Source organism: Rhizobium sp. SG570 (assembly GCF_012275345.1).
Classification (GTDB): domain Bacteria; phylum Pseudomonadota; class Alphaproteobacteria; order Rhizobiales; family Rhizobiaceae; genus Rhizobium; species Rhizobium lusitanum.
Map to the genome: position 1 here is coordinate 1 of NZ_JAAZQI010000012.1, position 15,408 is coordinate 15,408.

Genomic DNA, 15,408 nt, shown 5'->3' on the forward strand with positions numbered 1-15,408 from the left:
CAGCGTCCAATTCCGCCATCTCGCGCACCCCTATGAAAGCGCCCAAGATGGCCCATCATCGTAAATGGCCGGTTAATCTGCCAAAGTAGTGCTAGAGCGCTGCGCATTTCACGGAATCGCCCAACCGCTCTATGCTATTGTTTTTGCGCAATCCCGGACGGAGAACCGCTTCGCACTTTTCCTGGAATTGCTCTAATCCAGTCTCTTGAGATCGCGGGCGAAGCGCTGCCAATTGGCGACATAATTGCGGGCCGAGCGGCGCAGGCCTTCGATGGTGGCCTCGTCCAGCGTGCGGATCGCTCTTGCCGGGGCGCCGACGATCAATGATCCGTCCGGAAACTCCTTGCCTTCGGTGACCAGCGCATTGGCGCCGACGAGGCAATTGCTGCCGATCTTCGCGCCGTTCAGCACCGTCGCGCCCATGCCGATCAGCGAGTTGTCGCCGATGGTGCAGCCATGGATGATGGCGTGGTGGCCGATGGTGCAGCCTTCGCCGATCGTGACCGGGAAGGCCGGATCCGTGTGCACCATCGCGCCTTCCTGGATATTCGTGGACTTGCCGATGACGACCGGTTCGTTGTCGCCGCGCAGCACAGCGCCGAACCAGATGCCGACATCCTCGCCGATCTCGACCTTGCCGATGACGCTCGCATCCGGTGCGATCCAATAAAGTTCGGGACCGGGTGTTTTCGGTGTCAGGTCGGCAAGGGCGTAGAGCGGCATGGTTCGTCCTCCTCGATCAAATGACGTTCAGCATCAGCGTCGCGACGCCGTCGACGGCGCAGCTGATCCTGTCGCCACGCGCAACCGGGCCGACGCCGGCGGGTGTGCCGGTCATGATGATGTCGCCTGGAGCCAGCGTGAAGAGCTTGGACAGCTCGGCGATGACCTCAGGCACCTTCCAGATCATCTGGGAGAGGTCGCCTCTTTGGGCCGCTTCGCCGTTGCGCATCAGCCAGATGCCGCCCTTGTCGGGGTGGCCGACGCGGGTGGCCGGGACGAGCGCGGAAACGGGCGCGGAATGCTCGAAGGCCTTGCCGATCTCCCAGGGACGACCGAGCTTCTTGGCCTCGCCCTGCAGGTCGCGGCGGGTGAAATCGATGCCGACGCCATAGCCATAAACGCAGTCGAGCGCCTGCTCGACCGGGATGTCGGCTCCGCCGCTACGCAGCGCGACGACAAGCTCCACCTCGTGATGCACGTCCGATGACAACGGGGGATAGGGGAAATCGCTCGAAACAAGCAGATTGTCTGGATTCTTCTGGAAGAAGAACGGCGGTTCGCGGCTGGGATCGTGCCCCATCTCGATGGCGTGATCGGCATAGTTGCGACCGACGCAATAGACGCGGCGTACCGGAAAGAGCTCGGCTTCACCCTCGATTGGCAAGAGGACGGGGGCGGGTGGTGGAATAACTGTCGTAAGCGGGGCGTTCATATGGGCTTTTCGAAACTCTCATTGCTTTCGGAAAGGCGTGCTGCCTTCCGACTCCATGCGGCAACCTAGCATCATTGTCGCTGCCGGGAAAACTGGCCTTCGGAAAGGTTTTGGTGTAGAGCGCGGGGCAGAAAGGTATCCCATGTATAGCGACGCGCTGAAAAACGGCCGCAAGATCTTTGCGGTGGCTCCCATGATCGACTGGACTGACCGGCATTGCAGGTATCTGCACCGGCAGATGAGCCGCCATGCGCTGCTCTATACCGAGATGGTGGTGGCGGATGCGATCATTCACGGTCCGCGCGACCGGCTGCTGGGCCATGATGCGAGCGAGCATCCCGTCGCCCTGCAGCTCGGCGGCTCCGATCCGGCCAAGCTTGCCGAGGCGCTGCGGATTGCGGAAGCCTATGGCTATGACGAGATCAACCTCAATGTCGGCTGCCCTTCGGACCGTGTGCAGTCCGGCACCTTCGGCGCCTGCCTGATGCTGACGCCGGAGACGGTGGCTGCCTGCGTCACAGCGATGAAGGCGGTATCGAAGGCCCCCGTCACGGTGAAATGCCGCATCGGTGTCGATGAACAGGAGCCGAAAGAGGCGCTGCCTGAGCTTATGAGTCGCGTGCTCGACGCCGGAGCCGACGCGATCTGGATCCATGCGCGCAAGGCCTGGCTGAAGGGCCTGTCGCCGAAGGAAAACCGCGAGATCCCGCCGCTGGATTACGACATCGTCTATCGCATGAAGCAGCGTTGGCCCGATGTGTTTATCGGCATCAATGGCGGTATCCAGACACTGGATCAGGCCGGGGCGCATCTTGCCCATGTCGACGGCGTCATGCTCGGCCGCGCCGCCTATCAGAATGCGGCCATCCTCGCCGACGTCGACCATCGCTTCTTCGGCGATCCGGCTGTTGAGGCCGATTGGAGCGACCTGTGCGACCGGATGATGGCCTATGCAGAGCGCCATATCGCCAATGGCGGCCGCCTGCACCATGTCGCCCGCCACATGGTCGGCCTCTTCACCGGCTTGCCCGGCTCGCGCCGCTACCGGCAAATTCTCTCTACCGACGCCAACAAGCCGGGCGCCGGGCCGGAGGTGATCGCTGCGGCTTTCGCCGCGGTGGATTTTGCCGGTGAGGGTGAGCGGGCGAGCGCTTGAGGGGTTCGAGGGGCCTTCGGGCCACCTCGCCACGAGGGCTAGAGCGTTCTCGCTTTTCTTCGAATCGCGAAAACGCTCTATCTTTTTGTTTCTTTACGCATTCCAGACGGAAAACCGCTTCGCACTTTTCCTGGAAATGCTCTAATCGACCGCGACCGGATCTGATCGAAAATTGGCTTTGAACAACGCCGTGAGGCTAACTCCACCCTTATCCTGGGGTGCGGAAGGCCCTGAGCTTGTCGAAGGGGCTGCAGCCTCGAGGGACGAGGGTTGCCCCAGCCGGGCAAACACCAAGGCCTCACAAACGAAAAACGGCGCGGTTTGCACCACGCCGTCAGAAACCTTAATCAGGCTGTCACCAGAGGCTTAGGAAGCCTGGATGTTGACGGCCTTCGGGCCCTTGCCCATGCGATCCGGCTCGGTGTCGAACGTGACCTGCTGGCCTTCGCGCAGCGACTGGATGCCGGAAGCCTGGAGAGCGGAGATGTGGACGAAAACGTCCTTCGCGCCGCCATCAGGAGTGATGAAACCAAAACCCTTGTCCTGGTTGAAAAATTTTACGGTGCCCTTGGTGGCCATGGGGGATAGTCCTTTACCCATCAGTCTTAGTTTATCCGGGGAAACCCAGACGGCTTTGCCTCCGCGACATGCGAAAGCCAGTCGAGAAGTCACGTACGGGGAAAGAACGTCTGCGCGGGTCGGAACCCAACCGCTGCCTGCCGCAAGCGGATCACCAAATCAGTCCAGTCACCGGCATGCAAATGCCCGAGCATGCATATGGGTGACAGGGTTTTTGGAAAAAGGCAAGGGGTGTTTTATTTGGTGGCTGAAATGGGCAAGGAATCAATGGGTTCGAAGGCCTTAGGTGCTTCATCCTATTCTCGATCGGTGGTTCCTTTAAGTATTATGAGTCAATGCGGACTTGCCTTTTACCGTTTTGCTACGCGTTAGCCCGATCTGGTTGGCCGTAGATTCTCGCCAATCGTGCCGCTGCTTACGCACCTCGCGAAGGGCTTCCCGAAGTCGGGACCATGGTCAATCCGGCGGCCTTCTTCTCTTCGCCGTTCTCCACCAAGGTAAACACCATGCAAGGCTCAACAATCCCCCGCAATTCATGCTCTCCCAGCGGAAGCAGCACCATGTTCGTCTCCGCCGCCACCGCGCCCGAGATGAGGACGTTGCGGCCGAGCGGCTTGCACAGGCCTTCGAGCCGGCTGACGAGATTGACGGCGGGGCCGATGGCGGTGAAGTCCAGACGGTCGGCGGCCCCGATATTGCCCCAGAGCATGTCGCCGAAATGCAGGGCCGCGCCGAAGGGGAGCGGCGGCAGCCCTTGCGTCAGGCGGGTCGCGTCGAGATGGGCCATGCCGGCGCGGATGGCGGCGACGGCGCGCAGCGCGGCTTCGCAGGCCTCAGCCGGCGTTCCGGTAACCGGGAAGATCGCCAGGACGCCATCGCCGATGAATTTGAGCACCTCGCCGCCGAAGGCATGCACGGCGCCGGCGACGCGGTCGAACCAGGCGTCGAGGGCGGCGATCACCACAGTCGGCTCTGTCGCCTCGGAAAGGGCGGTGAAATCCCTGAGGTCGGCGCAGAGAAGGGCGGCTCGGATGGTCTCACCGGTGCTGCGGCGTAGCGCGCCGTCCTGCACGCGGGCGGCACTCCTTCGTCCGAGATAGGCTTCCAGCAGGGCGGATAGCGCCGCGCGCGCGGCAAGGCCCGCGAGAGGGGCCGCGGCAAAGCGCGCGACCTGGCGCAGGCGGTCGACCGCGGAGGGATCGAACGGCTGTGCACCGGCCCAGCCCAGCACAGGGCTGTCCGGCGCCGTGCCGATCGTCTCCTCGCATATCGGGCCGAGCCCGCCAAGCCAGTCGTGTCCGGCTTGGCCAAGGGACGTGCCGGCAAAGCCCAGGGCCTCGATCACGGCGCCGGTCTCAGCCAGCCACAGCCAGGTGCGTTGCGTGACGATCGGATGCGGGACGGCGAGCGTCAGGGCGCCGCCGGCAAGCGGCAGGCCGGTCGACAGCAGTCGACCGCCCAGATCGGCCAGGAGGCGTTCGGGGCTGGGCGAGGTGCCGGCTTCGTCTACCAGCCAGGCAAGGGGGGCGGGCAAATCCATGCCGCGATCATGCCACGGCGGTTGCAGGCTGTCATCCGCCTCGCTGCTACCGCGATTGCTTGGCGCAGGCGCTCGACGCGCTGGTGAGCGCTTTCGAGGTTACAACTCCAGTATATCAGTCCGCGGGGCCTACCGGCACTGTGTCTCGAGCACCGTCAGCGCTCGCCGTCTTGCCCGTGCCACCAGTCCGGGCCGGGGTCGCGTCCGGCCGCGACTTCGGCGAGACGATCGAGATAATGAGCCCAGCCCTTCGCATGGCCTTCGCATTGCTCCGCTGTCGGCAGGCCGGTATGGGTGAGGCGAAGCAGCGTTCCGTTCGGTGGTTCCTCGATCAGATCGATCTCGACTAGGCTAGATCCCGGCGGAACCTCCTCGCTGCCGTCCCAGCCGAAGCTGTAGGCCAGGCGATGAACCGGCACGACCTCGCGGAACGAGCCGCGCGCGAAGCGGGTGCCGGTGACGTTGACCAGATAGAGGCCGCCGGGCTGCGGCTCGATCTGCGCTTCCGTGCCCATCCAGCGCAGGATCTTTTCGGGGTCGGTCAGCAGTGCAAATAATGCGGCGGGTGGCGCCGAGACATGAGTCTCGCGGCGGACGACTAGAGGCTCTGACATCGGTCTCTCCCGTGGTCTATCGTTTCCCCGCCAAAACGAGCTGCGGCCGAGCGCCTCACATCCCTCAGCGGTCCTCCTCACATGATGTCATGTAGGAGCAGGCGCCTTGCCAGCAAGACATGGCTCGATGCTCGCATGACGCCACTCCTCATAAAACGGCGGCCTCGGGCAACGGGTTTCCGTTGAGGCCAATGCCTCTATCGTCCGGGTCGTCCCGTCTTGCCCTTCGTTCGTCCCTTGCGCTGCTTTTCGTCCACCGGATCTTCATAGGAGCCGACGCCCGGCTTCGCACGGATGACCGGCTTGTCGGGCACCTTGCCGATTATCGGCTTTTCGGTGCGGCCGACGGTCATCTCGTCGAGTGTATTCTTTCGGAAAAGCGGCGTGCCGGCATCGCTGCCGGGTCCCATTTCATCGAGGCTGGGTTTGGCGAAATAGGAGCCCTGCGTTCCGCCCTCTTTGCTCGAGACCGCACTGGCGGCCTCTTCGCCCTGAGGTGCGGAGCCGGAAGGGCGGGGCTTCGAAGGATTGGGCCGGCCACCCTTGCCGTTTTCGAGACTCTTCGCCTCTTCTCTTGCCATCGGATCGTCCATGACGGCCAGTTCCGCCGCCTTGAGGCGCTTGATCTCGTCGCGCAGGCGTGCGGCCTTTTCGAAGTCCAGGTCGGCGGCGGCATCGCGCATGGCCTTTTCCAGCGCGTTGAGATGGGTCTGCAGGTTGTTGCCGACGAGGTGGCCGCCATCGGCAAAGCCCTTGCCGGAGGCGCCGCCGATATCGGCGCGGACATGGTCCCTCTCGTAGACGCTGTCGAGAATGTCGGAAATCTTCGCCTTTACCGATTCCGGCGTAATGCCGTGTTCGAGGTTGTAGGCCATCTGCTTCTCGCGGCGGCGGCTGGTCTCGTCCATCGCCCGCTGCATCGAGCCGGTGATGGTGTCGGCATAGAGGATAACCTTGCCGTCGACGTTACGCGCGGCGCGGCCGATGGTCTGGACGAGCGAGGTTTCCGAGCGCAGGAAGCCTTCTTTGTCAGCGTCGAGAATGGCGACCAAGGCGCATTCAGGGATGTCGAGACCTTCGCGCAAGAGGTTGATGCCGACGAGCACGTCGAACGCACCCAGGCGCAGGTCGCGGATGATCTCGATGCGCTCCAGCGTGTCGATGTCGGAGTGCATGTAGCGCACGCGCACGCCCTGTTCGTGCAGATATTCCGTCAGGTCCTCGGCCATGCGCTTCGTCAGCACGGTGCAGAGCGTACGATAGCCCTTGGCGGCTGTCTCGCGGATCTCGCCGAGCACGTCGTCCACCTGGCTGCGGGCCGAGCGGACCTCGACCGGCGGGTCGATCAGGCCGGTCGGACGGATGACCTGTTCGGCAAAGACGCCGCCGGACTGTTCCATCTCCCAGCTGCCCGGCGTCGCCGACACGGCGATCGTATCCGGGCGCATGGCGTCCCATTCCTCGAAGCGCAGCGGCCGGTTGTCCATGCAGGAGGGTAGACGGAAGCCGTATTCGGCCAGCGTTGCTTTGCGCCGGAAGTCGCCGCGATACATGCCGCCGATCTGGCTGACCGAGACGTGGCTTTCGTCGATGAACAGCAGCGCGTTGTCGGGGATATATTCGAACAGCGTCGGCGGCGGCTCGCCGGGATTGCGGCCGGTGAGGTAACGCGAATAGTTCTCGATGCCGGCGCAGGAGCCGGTGGCTTCGAGCATTTCGACGTCATAGCGGGTGCGCTGCTCCAGGCGCTGCGCCTCGAGCAGACGTCCGGCCTTTTCCAGTTCGGCGAGCCGGATTTTAAGCTCTTCCTTGATCGCCTTGATGGCGCCGTTCAGCGTCGGGCGCGGGGTGACATAGTGCGAATTGGCGTAGATCTTTACCGATTTCAGGTCGCCGGTTTTTTGGCCGGTCAGCGGGTCGAATTCGGTGATGGCGTCGATCTCGTCGCCGAACATGGAGATGCGCCAGGCGGCATCCTCCAAGTGGGCGGGGAAGATCTCGATGGTGTCGCCGCGCACGCGGAAGGAGCCGCGAATGAAATCCATGTCGCGGCGCTTGTATTGCTGCGCCACGAGGTCGGCGAGAAGCTGGCGCTGGTCCAGCCGGTCGCCGACATTCATCTGGAAGGTCATCGCTGTATAGGTCTCGACCGAGCCGATACCGTAGATGCAGGAGACCGAGGCGACGATGATGCAGTCGTCGCGCTCCAGAAGCGAGCGCGTCGCCGAGTGACGCATGCGGTCGATCTGTTCGTTGATCGAGGATTCCTTCTCGATGAAAGTGTCCGAGCGCGGCACGTAGGCTTCCGGCTGGTAGTAGTCGTAGTAGGAGACGAAATACTCGACCGCATTGTCGGGGAAGAAGTTCTTGAACTCGGAATAGAGCTGAGCTGCCAGCGTCTTGTTCGGCGCGAGAATCACGGCAGGGCGTTGCGTTGCCTCGATCACCTTGGCCATGGTGAAGGTCTTGCCCGAGCCGGTGACGCCGAGCAGCACCTGGCTGCGTTCGCCATTGTCCAGGCCCTCGACGAGATCGCGGATGGCGGTCGGCTGGTCGCCGGCGGGCTCGTAGTCCGAGGCCATGCGGATCGGGATGCCGCCTTCGGATTTGTTCGGCCGGGCAGGGCGGTGTGGCGCCCAGAGCTTGCCGTCCTTGAAAAGCGGATTGCCGCTTTCGATCAGTGCCGACAAAGCCTCGACGGTCGCCGTGACGGCCGTTCCGGCATTGGCGGCATTTTCCAGCGATGTATCCATGCCGGAGACCGGGTTGAGGCCTGCGGCGGCGCGCGTCTTCGGATCGGTCGAGCCGCCCATGGAGGTGCCGCGCGCCGATTTGGAGGCGGCGATTTCCACCTTCTTGCGGTGCTTGCCAGCCTTCGAGGCGATCTGCCGCTGCGTCTCGACGCCAGACATTTCGGCATCAGCTTCCAGCTGCTTCACCCAATCGGCGACGCCGCCGCTGAGCGGCGCACCTTCAAACGATGCCTGCGGCGCCTCTTCGAAACCGGACGGGGCGGGGGATTTTTTCGGTGATCTGGCCATGCGGCGAATATGGCGACAGAACGCGCCGATGTGAAGGGGCAAAGAGTACAAAAGGGAAACAGCGTAGCGGATTTTTCCATTCGTCGATGATGTCGAATGTGTTACAACCCAGAGGCGGCTGGTGCGTTATCGCCGATCCGAAAGTCCGCATAGCGCAATCCTCACAGGCGCCGAAGGAGGAACCACCGCAACGTCGACATGCCCGGCCAGCGCCGGGTTCCCCCAGCTTCGACGGCATCCGGAATTGCCCGCCTCGCCGCCGCCATCCGGTCGGAGGATCATGATGACCGCATTGGATAGCTTACGTTCCTTGTCCCCCCAGCAACGAAACACCGTCATCGCAGCCTATCTGGGCTGGACGCTGGATGCTTTCGATTTCTTCATATTGGTTTTCGTTCTCAAGCACATAGCCGAGGAGTTTCACACGGATGTTCCGGCGGTTGCCGTTGCCATCTTCCTCACCCTGGCGATGCGACCGATCGGTGCGCTCATCTTCGGCCTCGCGGCCGACCGTTACGGCCGGCGCGTCACACTCATGGTGGATGTGCTGCTTTACTCGGTCTTCGAATTCCTGACGGGTTTTTCGACGGGATTGACGATGTTCCTCGTCCTTCGCGCCCTCTTCGGGGTCGCCATGGGCGGCGAATGGGGGGTCGGCGCATCGCTTGTCATGGAGACCATACCGGAGGATTCGCGCGGCCTTGTTTCGGGCATCCTGCAGGCGGGTTACCCCTCAGGCTATCTGATCGCCTCGATCGTTTTCTTCCTGCTGTTTCCGATCATCGGCTGGCGCGGCATGTTCGTCGTGGGAGCATTGCCGGCGCTGCTGGTGCTCTATATCCGCCGCAACGTGCAGGAATCGCCGGCCTTTGTGCAGCGGCAATCCAAGCCGCAACGGCCATTCCTCACCGTGTTGCGTGAGAATATTCCGTTGTTCATTTGGGCGGTGCTTCTCATGACTGCGTTCAATTTCTTCAGTCATGGCACGCAGGATCTCTACCCGACCTTCCTGGAAGCCCAGCGGCAATATGATTCCTACACGGTCGGCGCCATCGCCATCGTCTATAACATCGGCGCGATCGTCGGCGGTCTGTCTTTCGGTGTGCTGTCGCAGCGCATCGGCAGGCGACGCGCGATCATCATCGCCGCGCTTCTGGCGATCCCCGTCGCGCCGCTCTGGGTCTACGGGCAAGGGCCGGTGATGCTCGCGATCGGCGCTTTCCTGATGCAGCTCTTCGTGCAGGGCGCCTGGGGCATCGTGCCCGTGCATCTCAACGAATTGTCGCCGGATGAAGTGCGCGGCACATTCCCCGGATTTGCCTATCAGCTCGGCAACCTGCTGGCGTCGGGCAACGCCTCGATCCAGGCGGGGCTGGCAAAGCGGTGGAATGGTGACTACGCCACGGCGCTGCTGATCGTCGCCTGCGTCGTCGCCGTCGTGGTGGCCTTGTTTGCCGGCTTCGGCTTCGAAAAGAAGGGGGTTCGTTTTGGCGATAAGGCCGCCGCCGACGCAGATGGTGCCGTGCAAAGCTGAACCGGCTCGCCATCCCGTTTAAGCAAGGCCGGCGGTTTTCGCCGGCCTCTGATCTACTTGCCGCAGATCTCGGAAATCTTCGCCTGTGCGAAACCGCGGGCGAGGTCCTGCAATCCTCCGACGGAGGATATCAGCTCGCCGATCGGGCCGTTGATGCCGAGGCGCAGGTCGGTGATGTGGCAGGCGCCGACATCGACCGTCATGGATGCGTCTAGCTGACCCTTGATCGTCGTCTTCAACAGGCCATGCGACTTGCATTCCATTTCGGCGTGCGCGTTGATCTGCACGTCGCCGGTCGGGCCATCGCAGACATCGAGCGATTTGACCTCGAATTTTTCCTTGTGATCGACACCCGGCAGCTTCTTGCAGGGATCGGCTTCGTTCACCGACTTCTCGATCTGCGGACCGAACTTGCTCTGCAGCAGCGACCAGCATGAGCCAGGCGCGGCCTCGGCGGGCGTCGCTGCGATCGGCAGCGGCGACAGGGGCAGGATGATGGCTGAGGCGAGCAATGCCATGCGAACGGATGGCAAAAACGAGGAGGGAAGTACGGCATATTTCAGATTCACGGCGATCTATCCTCTGATGAGAAGAAGCAGCAAAACATGTCCCGGCCTGCGGCAGTCTTTCATGTCTTCCACCGCCAAGGCAATCCCCCATCGTCGAGACACTGTGCGGGTAAGTGGCTCAGCCCTTGACGACCTTGGTATCACAGAAGCGGTCGTAGAAGGTCTGGCCACGCCATACGATCAGCGGGTAGAGCCACCAGATGAGCGTGAAGACGAACAGCATCGGTGCCAGCGCGCCGGTCAGGGCAAAGAGGCCGCTGGCGGTGAAAAGGTTGGGATCGCGGGCCTGCTGGATCAATTGTTCGAAGGGCGGCAAGGACGACGGCAGGAGAAACAGGCTGACGAGATTGAAGATCGCGATCAGCACAAACGGCAGAAACTTGAATATCTCGCGCTTTGCCGCCAAACCGAGGGCCAGCGGACCGTCTTCGACGGTCGTCACGCGCAACGAGAGCAATCGCTTGCCTGGCGTTCGTTTCCCGCTGGCTGAGGCGTAGGCGAACGCAAGGGGCAGGAGGAGGAGAACGATGCTGGACGATGGCCGCATCGTAACGCTTGGATCGATCGGATTTCCATTGTCGTCTACCGGTGCGGAGACGGCACGTATGGACGTTCCCGTTCCCTGCTGTGAAACGACTTTCGAAACGAAGACGGTGTATCCTTTGCTGCCGAGCCAGGATATGTGGCACAGCTGGTTGCTTCTCGTTTCGCCCGGCTGCAGCGGCCATGCGGCTTCTATCTTCGGAATGAGCGGTCCCGAGGTCGTTTCGGTGCACTGCTGGTTCTGGAGAAACGGCAGCGTCATGTCCCACGGGGTCACCTTCGACACGGCGAGAAACAGAAACGTGAAAACGATCTGGAAAATAATGATGTCGACCAGATAGGCACCGAGCCGCCGCCAGAAATGGCGCGGCGGCAAGGAAGCCATTTGGCGATCCGAGGCTGCAAAACTCATGTGTTCCCCCGCTTTTCAGTCGGCGTTGCAGCCGTCAGGCGCAGCATGACGTACTTCGAGTTGCAGGAGGTAGCATGGTTTGCGGCGATTCGCTGGAGAGGGATGAGACGCCGTCGACAAAATGGAGCGGCTGCCGGCTGACCTGTACGGTCGTCTCATATCGGGATGGTCTTCCCGTCCGACGGCTCGTCCTGCTCGTCATCCGAGCCGCCATCATAACCAAGGCTCTTGGCCTTGCGGAGCCATTCGAGAGCCTTGGCCGGATCGGCCGGAACGCCATCGCCATCTCGGTACATGATGCCGAGGTTATAGGCCGCGTCGGCATAGCGATGCGAGGCCGCTCTTTCGAACCAGAAGACGGCCTGAACCGCGTTCTTGGCAACGCCTTCTCCGTCGCGGAACATGACGCCGAGATTGTATTCCGCTTCGACGTCATTTTGTGCCGCGGCTTTCAGGAACCATGCGATCGCCTGGGTATCGTCCTGCGTGATCCCGTCACCATCGGCATACATGGCGCCGATATTGTACTGGGCGTCGGCATCTCCCTGATCGGCCGCCTTGCGGAACCAGGACAGGGCTTCGGCACCATCCTTGGCGACACCTTCGCCATCGCGATACATGATGCCCAGGTTATATTCTGCCTCGACCTTGCCCTGGTCGGCGGCCTTTCGATACCAAGCGACGGCTTGGCTCTTATCCTTGCCCGTGCCATCTCCCTGATCGTACATGACCCCGACATTGTACTCTGCATCCGCATCACCCTGTTCGGCGGCTTTGCTATACCAGGCGAAAGCTTGCGACTTGTCCTGCGGCAGGCCTTCGCCAGTGTCGTACATCACACCGAGATTATATTGCGCATTGGCATTTCCCTGTGCCGCAGCCTTTCGGTACCACAGGACCGCCTGGTTCTTATCGGTGGCGATGCCTTCACCCTGGTCATACATGGTGCCGACATTGAATTGCGCCTCGGCATTGCCCTGGTCGGCTGCTTTTTTGTACCAGCTAAGGGCTTGCGTGAGATTTTTCGGGACGCCGTCACCTTCCTCATACATCTGGCCGAGCTTGATCTGGGCCGCGACATCCCCCTTGCTTGCCAGTGGGCGCCAATAGTCCAATGCCGATTTGAAATCTCCGCGGTCATGGGCGTTCTGGCCGATATCGGCATGTGCCACGCCCATGGATGCCAGCGCGAAGAGCAATCCGACGGCCCCCTTCTTCCAATTCACGATCTACCCCTCAATCGACGATCCATTAAATTATCAATGCCGAACTTTTTTGCAAATGCTACGGCACAAGCGCCATCAGCAGGCGAAGGGTGATCCAGCCAAGGGAATCGCCGGTGCCGCCGTCGGCGGAGCGTCCTTGACCCAGCGGTCCAAGATCCTTGATCGGGCCTTCACCGTTGGCTTCCATGTAGCCGAGACCGTGCTGCGCTTCGGGCAACCCCTTGGCGGCCGCCTTGTTGAACCAGTCGGCGGCGATTCCGGAATCCTTCGGCACCCCATAGCCGTTATAATACATATATCCCAGACCGTATTCAGCGCGGGCATCGCCTTGCTCGGCGGCCTTTCGAAACAGATCGGCGGCCTGTCCATAGTCTTTCGCAACGCCTTCACCCTGGTAATAGAGATAGGCGAGCGCATACTGACCCTGGGAATTGTGCTGGTCGGCTGCCTTGCGATACCAGCTTGCCGCGGCCGTTTTGTCCGGTGCGGTTCCCTGGCCGTTCTGATAGATGTAGCCAAGGGCATATTGCGCGTCCGCCTGGCCTTGATCGGCGGATTTGCCATACCATTCGAGCGCCTTGCCGTAGTCCTTCGCAACGCCGCGACCGCCTGAATACATGAAGGCGAGGGCGTATTCACCCTGTGCGTCGCCCTGATCAGCCGATTTTCGATACCATTTCACCGCCGCGCTTTCGTCGGCCTTGACGCCCTGACCGTTGGCATAGAGGTAGCCGAGAGCATATTGCGCGTCGGAGCGCCCTTGATCGGCTGACTTTCGATACCACTGCAGCGCTTGTCTATAATCCCGCGAGACACCCAATCCGTTCGCGAGGCTATAGCCAACCGCGTATTGTGCGTCGGCGCGACCTTTGTCCGCAGCTTTCCTGTACCAGGAATAAGCATCGGCATCGCTCCGTTCGACGCCCCTACCATTGGCATAGGCGTAGCCGAGAGCATATTGGGCCTGCGCGTATCCCTGATCGGCAGCCTTTCTATACCAGTCTATGGCTCCTGCCTGATCTTCTGCCGTGCCCTGGCCGTTGTCGTACAGATGGCCAAGTGCGTATTGAGCATCGGTACGGCCCTGGTCGGCAGACTTGCGATACCAGCCGAGGGCGATGGCGTAATCCTGCTGAACGCCGAGACCGTTGGCATACATGTAGCCGAGGGCATATTGCGCCTGCGCCTGGCCCTGGGCTGCGGATTTCTGGTACCAGTTGACGGCCTGTTCGTTGTCGGCATCCATGCCTCGGCCGTTCGCCAACGAATAGCCTATGGCATATTGCGCGTCGGCGTTGCCGCGTTGCGCGGCCCTCAGATACCAATCGTTCGCCTGTTTCTGGTCGGCATCTATACCGCGGCCGTTCGAATACATGTAGGCGAGGGCGTATTGGGCCTGGGCATTCCCCTGGGCGGCGGCTTTCTCATACCATTCGACCGCCTGTGCATCGTCACGCTCCACGCCCTGGCCGTTGGCGTAGCGATAGCCGAGGCCATATTGCGCTGCGGCGTTTCCTTGCTTCGCGAACTCCATCCAGTATTTCAGGTCGATGGTAGTATTTGCCGGGCCCGGTGCGGGATCTTCGGCGTAGGCAAGGCAGGGCAACGAAAGAGCGAGCGCCAATCCCAATGCATAGCTCTTTGTTTTCAAGGCTTGAGTCTCCCACCCATATTCCAGAGGTCAATCGATCTGAACAATATGGCGATGTCTTGGTCAAGAATTGTAGAGCATGGAAATGGCAGTGGTTTTAAGGCGACTGGATCTCAATCCCTATCCCGGCATCACGTCATAGAGGCGGAAGATCCATGTGATCTGGTAGATCAGCCCGACCGTCACGAATGCCGCCTGGAACCGCCGATTGGCCGTCATGGCCGCGACAATGCAAAGGACGATGTAGACGACGTTGCGCGTCGGATACTCCCAGCCGAGCGAGTGGAAATAGGCTCCTCCCTTCAGCCATGTGTCGATGAGATCGACGGCGTAGGTGACGGCAAGCAGGCCGAAGAACCAACGCCGGCGGGAAATGAAATATTCCTCGAAACCGCCATATTCGTCGATCGACGGTGGATTAAGGAGTACGCAGAGGAAGTAGAAGAGGCAACAGAAGCAGATCAGGAAAAGATAGACCGCGAAGGTGATCACCTGCAGCGACTGCAGCCGATATTCCCACCACCAGAAATGGATGATGTAGAGGAACATCGACAGCACCCAGCCGATGTGGACGAAATAGACGCGGTTCTTCCCGGGCGATTGGACGAAGCCGGCAAGGCGCGTCAGAAGCTGCGCAAGAGAAAGGCCGATGACCATGCTCATGACCGTCCTGATATAGCCGTAAACTTCCGGCGAATGCGCGGCTTCTATCACATCAGGTCTCCGCTGGCACCGCCTTCGGCGCCCCGTTCTCGTCGAGGGCTACCATGATGAATGTCCCAGCCGTCACCTTCTCCATCGCATTGTAGCGCGAACGGTGTGCCCAGGCTTCGACCCTTAGCGTGATCGACGTGCGGCCGACGCGTTCGATGTCGGTGAAGACGCTCAGCGTATCGCCGATCTTGACCGGCAGCTCGAAAGCCATCTCCTTCACGGCGGCGGTGACCACGCGGCCACGAGCCCGCTCAGCTGCGCGGATGCCACTTGCCAAATCCATCTGCGCCATGACCCAGCCGCCGAAAATGTCGCCGGCGGGATTGGCGTCTGCAGGCATGGCCAGCGTGCGCAATGTCAGCTCGCCTTTCGGTTTGACGTTGTCATTCATCCA

The 15,408-nt window shown here is 61.6% G+C and carries 14 protein-coding genes; 2 read left to right on the forward strand and 12 right to left on the reverse strand.

Annotated features, from left to right (window positions below; genetic code table 11):
* Positions 1-192: 192 nt before the first annotated feature.
* Together FHT28_RS22585 and FHT28_RS22590 are read right to left on the reverse strand one after the other, a co-directional pair.
* Positions 193-723: a gamma carbonic anhydrase family protein gene (locus FHT28_RS22585; protein WP_168597429.1), complete on the reverse strand. Its 531-nt coding sequence runs from the start codon at positions 721-723 to the stop codon at positions 193-195.
* Positions 724-739: 16 nt separating this feature from the next.
* Entirely contained in the window at positions 740-1,435 is a 696-nt protein-coding gene (locus FHT28_RS22590) for a fumarylacetoacetate hydrolase family protein (protein ID WP_047638295.1), read from the reverse strand.
* Between the two features lie 142 nt (positions 1,436-1,577).
* On the opposite strand from FHT28_RS22590, the gene dusA reads away from it, so the two are divergent.
* Positions 1,578-2,591, forward strand: coding sequence for a tRNA dihydrouridine(20/20a) synthase DusA (gene dusA / locus FHT28_RS22595; RefSeq protein WP_168597430.1), 1,014 nt, complete (start codon positions 1,578-1,580; stop codon positions 2,589-2,591).
* A gap of 366 nt (positions 2,592-2,957) precedes the next feature.
* On the opposite strand, the gene FHT28_RS22600 is transcribed toward dusA, so the two are convergent.
* From FHT28_RS22600 to uvrB, 4 genes are all read right to left on the reverse strand, one after another.
* Positions 2,958-3,170, reverse strand: a complete 213-nt coding sequence (locus FHT28_RS22600; RefSeq protein ID WP_034504664.1) for a cold-shock protein — start codon at positions 3,168-3,170, stop codon at positions 2,958-2,960.
* 415 nt (positions 3,171-3,585) lie between these two features.
* Positions 3,586-4,710 carry an adenylate/guanylate cyclase domain-containing protein gene (locus tag FHT28_RS22605; RefSeq protein WP_168597431.1) on the reverse strand — a complete coding sequence of 375 codons (1,125 nt, stop codon included), beginning with the start codon at positions 4,708-4,710 and terminating at the stop codon, positions 3,586-3,588.
* 155 nt (positions 4,711-4,865) lie between these two features.
* Complete coding sequence (locus tag FHT28_RS22610; RefSeq protein WP_168597432.1) at positions 4,866-5,324, reverse strand: SRPBCC family protein; 459 nt, start codon at positions 5,322-5,324, stop codon at positions 4,866-4,868.
* 197 nt (positions 5,325-5,521) lie between these two features.
* Positions 5,522-8,365, reverse strand: a complete 2,844-nt coding sequence (uvrB, locus tag FHT28_RS22615) for an excinuclease ABC subunit UvrB (RefSeq protein ID WP_168597433.1) — start codon at positions 8,363-8,365, stop codon at positions 5,522-5,524.
* A gap of 283 nt (positions 8,366-8,648) precedes the next feature.
* Between uvrB and FHT28_RS22620 the strand changes: the two genes are divergently transcribed.
* Positions 8,649-9,899 (forward strand): MFS transporter, encoded by a 1,251-nt coding sequence (locus FHT28_RS22620; RefSeq protein WP_168597434.1) that lies wholly within the window; start codon positions 8,649-8,651, stop codon positions 9,897-9,899.
* Positions 9,900-9,952: 53 nt separating this feature from the next.
* On the opposite strand, the gene FHT28_RS22625 is transcribed toward FHT28_RS22620, so the two are convergent.
* From FHT28_RS22625 to FHT28_RS22650, 6 genes are all read right to left on the reverse strand, one after another.
* Positions 9,953-10,468 (reverse strand): hypothetical protein, encoded by a 516-nt coding sequence (locus tag FHT28_RS22625; RefSeq protein WP_092573842.1) that lies wholly within the window; start codon positions 10,466-10,468, stop codon positions 9,953-9,955.
* 118 nt (positions 10,469-10,586) lie between these two features.
* Positions 10,587-11,396, reverse strand: coding sequence for an RDD family protein (locus tag FHT28_RS22630; protein WP_168597435.1), 810 nt, complete (start codon positions 11,394-11,396; stop codon positions 10,587-10,589).
* A gap of 182 nt (positions 11,397-11,578) precedes the next feature.
* Positions 11,579-12,649, reverse strand: a complete 1,071-nt coding sequence (locus FHT28_RS22635; RefSeq protein ID WP_168597436.1) for an SEL1-like repeat protein — start codon at positions 12,647-12,649, stop codon at positions 11,579-11,581.
* A 58-nt stretch (positions 12,650-12,707) separates the two neighbouring features.
* Positions 12,708-14,300 carry an SEL1-like repeat protein gene (locus tag FHT28_RS22640; protein WP_168597437.1) on the reverse strand — a complete coding sequence of 531 codons (1,593 nt, stop codon included), beginning with the start codon at positions 14,298-14,300 and terminating at the stop codon, positions 12,708-12,710.
* 120 nt (positions 14,301-14,420) lie between these two features.
* Positions 14,421-15,011 carry a hypothetical protein gene (locus FHT28_RS22645; RefSeq protein WP_037202517.1) on the reverse strand — a complete coding sequence of 197 codons (591 nt, stop codon included), beginning with the start codon at positions 15,009-15,011 and terminating at the stop codon, positions 14,421-14,423.
* 4 nt (positions 15,012-15,015) lie between these two features.
* Complete coding sequence (locus tag FHT28_RS22650) at positions 15,016-15,405, reverse strand: acyl-CoA thioesterase (protein WP_037202516.1); 390 nt, start codon at positions 15,403-15,405, stop codon at positions 15,016-15,018.
* Positions 15,406-15,408 lie beyond the last annotated feature (3 nt).